The sequence below is a fragment of the Pseudonocardia pini genome, from assembly GCF_013870575.1.
GTDB lineage: Bacteria > Actinomycetota > Actinomycetes > Mycobacteriales > Pseudonocardiaceae > Pseudonocardia > Pseudonocardia pini.
Map to the genome: position 1 here is coordinate 1 of NZ_JACBXB010000431.1, position 4,716 is coordinate 4,716.

7 protein-coding genes are annotated in these 4,716 nt (G+C 73.6%); 5 read left to right on the top strand and 2 right to left on the bottom strand.

Features of this window, described 5'->3' with window-relative positions; translation table 11 throughout:
* A partial coding sequence (locus tag H5J29_RS21470) for an MFS transporter (RefSeq protein WP_181782842.1) occupies positions 1–500 on the bottom strand: 500 nt, incomplete at its 3' end.
* A gap of 99 nt (positions 501–599) precedes the next feature.
* On the opposite strand from H5J29_RS21470, the gene H5J29_RS21475 reads away from it, so the two are divergent.
* Entirely contained in the window at positions 600–1,199 is a 600-nt protein-coding gene (locus H5J29_RS21475) for an alpha-ketoglutarate-dependent dioxygenase AlkB (RefSeq protein WP_181782843.1), read from the top strand.
* 258 nt (positions 1,200–1,457) lie between these two features.
* Positions 1,458–2,132 carry a TetR family transcriptional regulator gene (locus tag H5J29_RS21480; protein WP_181782844.1) on the top strand — a complete coding sequence of 225 codons (675 nt, stop codon included), beginning with the start codon at positions 1,458–1,460 and terminating at the stop codon, positions 2,130–2,132.
* On the opposite strand, the gene H5J29_RS21485 is transcribed toward H5J29_RS21480, so the two are convergent.
* Positions 2,045–2,857: a TauD/TfdA family dioxygenase gene (locus H5J29_RS21485; RefSeq protein ID WP_181782845.1), complete on the bottom strand. Its 813-nt coding sequence runs from the start codon at positions 2,855–2,857 to the stop codon at positions 2,045–2,047. The genes H5J29_RS21480 and H5J29_RS21485 overlap by 88 nt on opposite strands.
* A gap of 85 nt (positions 2,858–2,942) precedes the next feature.
* On the opposite strand from H5J29_RS21485, the gene nadD reads away from it, so the two are divergent.
* From nadD to H5J29_RS21500, 3 genes are read left to right on the top strand one after another with little or no spacing between them, the layout of a single operon-like run.
* Positions 2,943–3,548, top strand: coding sequence for a nicotinate-nucleotide adenylyltransferase (gene nadD / locus H5J29_RS21490; RefSeq protein WP_181782846.1), 606 nt, complete (start codon positions 2,943–2,945; stop codon positions 3,546–3,548).
* A 49-nt stretch (positions 3,549–3,597) separates the two neighbouring features.
* Positions 3,598–3,984 carry a ribosome silencing factor gene (gene rsfS / locus H5J29_RS21495; protein ID WP_181782847.1) on the top strand — a complete coding sequence of 129 codons (387 nt, stop codon included), beginning with the start codon at positions 3,598–3,600 and terminating at the stop codon, positions 3,982–3,984.
* Positions 3,981–4,604, top strand: coding sequence for a histidine phosphatase family protein (locus H5J29_RS21500; RefSeq protein WP_181782848.1), 624 nt, complete (start codon positions 3,981–3,983; stop codon positions 4,602–4,604). Before rsfS ends, H5J29_RS21500 begins: the two co-directional genes overlap by 4 nt.
* Positions 4,605–4,716: the final 112 nt, after the last annotated feature.

A 4,716-nucleotide genomic window follows, 5' to 3' on the forward strand; every position in this document is an offset into this window, starting at 1 on the left:
AACGGCCCGATCCGTTGGGCCAGGCTCGGCAGCACCAGCCCGCCGAGCGCGACGCCCAGGGGCTGCGAGGTCTGTCGGATCCCCATCGCGAGCCCGCGCTCGGTGCGCGGGAACCAGCCCATGATCATGCGCCCGTTGGCGGCGAACACCGAGCCCCCGGCGGCACCGCCCAGGGCCAGCAGGGCGAGGACCGCGGGCTGTGCGGTGGGCGTCGCCAGCGCCACGACACCGACCGCGGCGGCCGTCAGCGTGAGCCCGGTGCCCATCACCAGCCGCTCGCCGAACCGGTCGGCGGCGGCGCCCCAGGCGATCAGGGTCAGCAGCAGGCCGACGGTCGGCGCGGCCACGTAGGTCCCGGCGGCGGCGAGCGAGAGCCCCAGCGTGTCCCGCAGGGTGGGGACGAGGAACGGGACGCCGTAGACGAAGGCGCAGGCGCCGGTCTGGGCCAGCACGCCGACGACCAGGATCGCCCAGCGGCGCGGGGAGGGCGGGGTGGACATGATCTGGGACGGTACCGACTCGTACCAAAATGCGGGAGTACAGTCTCATTGAATGAGAAATCGAACTGATGTTCGAGAGCGCGGCGTAGGGTCGTCGGCATGGACCTGGCCTGGCAGCCCTCCCTGCTCGACGGGCCCGCGCTCGCCGTCGACGGCGGGTTCGGCGGGCTCGTCCGTCACGAGCTGGGCACGGGCGCGTGGGTCGATCTCGCCCCCGGCTGGCTGCGGGGTGCGGACGACCTGTTCGACCGGCTGCTCCGCGACACCCCGTGGGCCCAGCGAGACGTCCGGATGTACGAGCGGACCCTGCCCGAGCCGCGGCTCACGCACCGCTGGTCGACCCCGGAGGCGCCGGATCCGGTGCTCGGCGAGGCCGCGGCCCTGCTCTCCGCGCGCTACGGCGTGGAGTTCACGCAGGTCGGGGCCAACCTCTACCGGGACGGCGCCGACAGCGTGGCCTGGCACGGCGACCGGGTGGCCCGCGAACGGGACACCGCGGTGGTCGCCCTGGTCTCCCTGGGCGGGGTGCGGCCCTTCCGGCTCCGCCCACACGGGGGCGGGGCGTCGGTCGGCTTCCTGCCCGGCCCGGGGGACCTCCTCGTCATGGGCGGGACGTGCCAGCGGACCTGGCAGCACGGGGTGCCGAAGGTGCGCTCGGCGGCGGCGCGGATCAGCGTGCAGTTCCGCCACCTCTACTGAGCCCCGGCGTCGATCCGTACCGGGGCGGGCCCCGAGATCCGCGGCGGCTTTCTCGACGACCTCGCGCACGAGGTGCTGCAGGTGGTCCGGGGTCACGATCGACGCGTCGGCCGCCTGGCGCTGCACGAACTCGGGGGAGTCCGCGTACTCGCGCACGGGCGGGGCCTGCACGCCCGCGGCGGTGGGGCGCATGGCCCCGCTTGGGCGGGATCGCGTGTCCCGGGAGGGCCTTCCTGGTGGATGGGTACGGTGTGCGCCATGGGAGCCGCGGTCGAGTCGGAGCGGGACCGCCTGCTCGGCCTGGTCGCGGGCTACGTCCTCGAGCACGGCATCGCCGAGCTGACCCTGCGCAAGCTCGGCGCGGCCATCGGCACCAACAACCGCATGCTGCTGTACTACTTCGCCAGCAAGGAGCGGCTGATCGAGGAGGCCCTGCTCGCCGCGTCGCACCGCTTCCCGGTGTTCGCCGCGGCGATGGCCGGGTTCGCGGGCCCCGAGCCGCTCGGCGAGCGCCTGGACCGCTGCTGGGCGGGCATCGCGGCCGCCGAGAACCACCCGTTCCACCGGCTGTTCTTCGAGGTCTACGGGGTGGCGCTGCACCAGCCGGGACGGTTCGACCAGTTCCTCGCCCGCGTCGGACGGGACTGGACGAACCTCGTCGTCGGGCAGCTGCGGGCCGAGGGCGTGCCCGAGCCGGAGGCCGGGCTGATCGGCCGCGAGATCGTGGCGCTCTGGCGCGGGCTGCAGTTCGACCTGCTCAGTACCGGAGAGGCCGCGGAGGTGGCGCAGACCCACTCCGCCGCGGCCGCCGGGTTCGCCGAGCGGTGCGCGCGGGCGCGGGCGGCTCAGCCCGCGGGGCGCCCGGCGTTCACGATGTCCAGCACGCGGTCCGGGACCGCCACCGCCGAGGTCGTCCAGCCCCAGATCGAGTAGAGCAGCCGGTTCGGGTCGGCGTAGCCGTGCCTGCCGTGGAACATCCGGTAGTTGTCCACGACCGCCATCTCGCCGGCGTCCATCCGGAACCGGGCGCCGGTGTCCCGGGCCGCCACGACGGCGTCGAGCCAGGCCTGCACGAACGGCCACTGCTCGTCGTGGCCGAGGACCGGGGCGAGGAACGGATGGTGGCGCACCTGCGGGCGCCCGGCCGGGGTGGTGCGCAGGATCGGGCTCGTGACGCCCTGCGGGATGCCGGGCTCGGAGTGGTCGATCGGCACGGTGCGGACGAACTCGGCGATCTCGGCGGGCAGCAGGTCGACGAGCGCGAGCCCGTCGACCAGGAAGTTCTCGCCGCCGTCGGCCGCGGGGCGGGCCTGCAGCAGGAACAGCCGGTCCGGGGCCTCGTCGCCGAAGGCGAACCCGTCGTTGTGCGGGGGCATGGGCAGCGAGGTGTCCCGGCTGACCTCCCGCTTGCGGCCGCGTTCGTCGGCGGGCTGCTGCTCGACGACGGCACCCTCGGCCTCGGCGTTCGCCCGGGTGGCCTCGATCTGGCGGCCGACGCGGACGAGCTCGTCCCCGAGCATCTCCCGGCCGAAGTCCATCGCGGCCTCCTCCGACGCGATGCCGGAGACGAGCGCGGCGCCCTCGGCCTCGACGACCTCGCGGGCCTCGGCGGGCGACGAGACGCGCCGGGGAACGACCGCGGCGGAACCGTAGGACATGCTGGGACCTCCCGTTGAACCAAATGGTTCACACAACGCTACGTGGTTCGTGTGACGACCGCGTTACTCGGGATATCCTGCGCCGATGCAGCGCAAGATCGGTGTGATGGGCGGGACGTTCGACCCCATCCACCACGGTCACCTCGTCGCGGCGAGCGAGGTGGCGGACCGCTTCGCGCTCGACGAGGTCGTCTTCGTGCCCACCGGGCAGCCGTGGCAGAAGTCCGACTCGGACGTCAGCCCGGCCGAGGACCGCTACCTGATGACGGTGATCGCCACGGCGTCGAACCCGCGGTTCTCCACGAGCCGGGTCGACGTCGACCGGAAGGGGCCCACCTACACCGCGGACACCCTCGCCGACCTGCACCGCCAACGGCCGGACTCCGAGCTGTTCTTCATCACCGGGGCCGACGCGCTCGCCCAGATCCTGTCCTGGCGCAAGGTCGAGGAGATGTTCGCGCTGGCGCACTTCGTGGGCGTCACCAGACCCGGTTACGAGCTGGCCGACGGGCACCTCCCCAAGGGGGCGGTCAGCCTCGTCGAGGTGCCCGCGATGGCGATCTCCTCCACGGACTGCCGGGAGCGCGTCGCGGCCGGTCGACCGGTCTGGTACCTGGTGCCGGACGGGGTCGTCCAGTACATCTCGAAGCGGAACCTGTATCTCCCCGCGGAGGCCGAGGTGACGGCCTGACACACTGGGGCCGCGCGGCCGGTCGGCGGCCGCCGGAGGGAGAGCCCGAGTGACGGCAACGGCAGAGGCGGTGGAGATCGCCCGGGTCGCGGTCGCGGCGGCGGCGGACAAGCTGGCCCAGGACATCGTCGTGCTGGACGTCTCCGGGCAGCTCGTGATCACCGACTGCTTCGTGCTGGCCTCGGCGCCCAACGAGCGGCAGGTCCAGGCGATCGTCGACGGGGTCGAGGAGAAGCTGCGCGAGCACGGGGTCAAGCCCACCCGGCGCGAGGGCACCCGGGAGGGCCGCTGGGTCCTGCTGGACTACACGGACGTCGTGGTGCACGTGCAGCACACCGAGGAGCGCGGGTTCTACGGGCTGGACCGGCTCTGGAAGGACTGCCCCGCGATCGACTTCCCGGAGGCGCGCACGACCGCGCCGGAGGAGGGGGAGTGACGCTGCGCCGGGTCGTCCTGCTGCGGCACGGGCAGACCGACCACAACGTCGCCGGACGCATGCAGGGCCACATCGACTCGCAGCTCACCGAGGAGGGCCGGGCCCAGGCGGTGCGGGCCGCACCGGTGCTGGCCACGATGCCGTTCGACCGGATCGTCAGCTCCGACCTGTCCCGTGCGGTGGACACCGCGAACACGGTGGCCGAGGCGATCGGGCTGCCCGTGAAGCTCGACCCGCGGCTGCGCGAGACGCACCTCGGCGAGTGGCAGGGGCGCAGCGTCGCCGAGGTCGACGTGGACTACCCCGGCCAGATCACCGAGTGGCGCGGCGACCCGCGGTGGACGCCGCCCGGCGGCGAGTCCCGCGTCGCGGTCGTGCAGCGCTCGCTGCCCGTGGTCGAGGAGCTCGACCAGGACCTCGCCGACGAGCCCGGCGAGCAGTCGGTGCTGCTCGTGGCGCACGGCGGGATGATCGGCGGGATGGTGTCCGGGCTGCTGGACCTGCCCGAGTCCGTGTGGCCGATCATCGGTGGGATGGGCAACTGCAAGTGGGCGGTCGTGGCGCGGCGGGCGGACCACCCGCGGTGGCGGCTGTCCGGGTACAACATCGGTGTCACCTGAGCTGCTGGTCCTGGCCGACTCGTTGGCCTTCCACGGGCCGTCGCAGGCCGAACCGGCTGATCACCCGGACATCTGGCCCTCCGTGGCGGGCCGGGCGCTCGGCGCGCGCGTC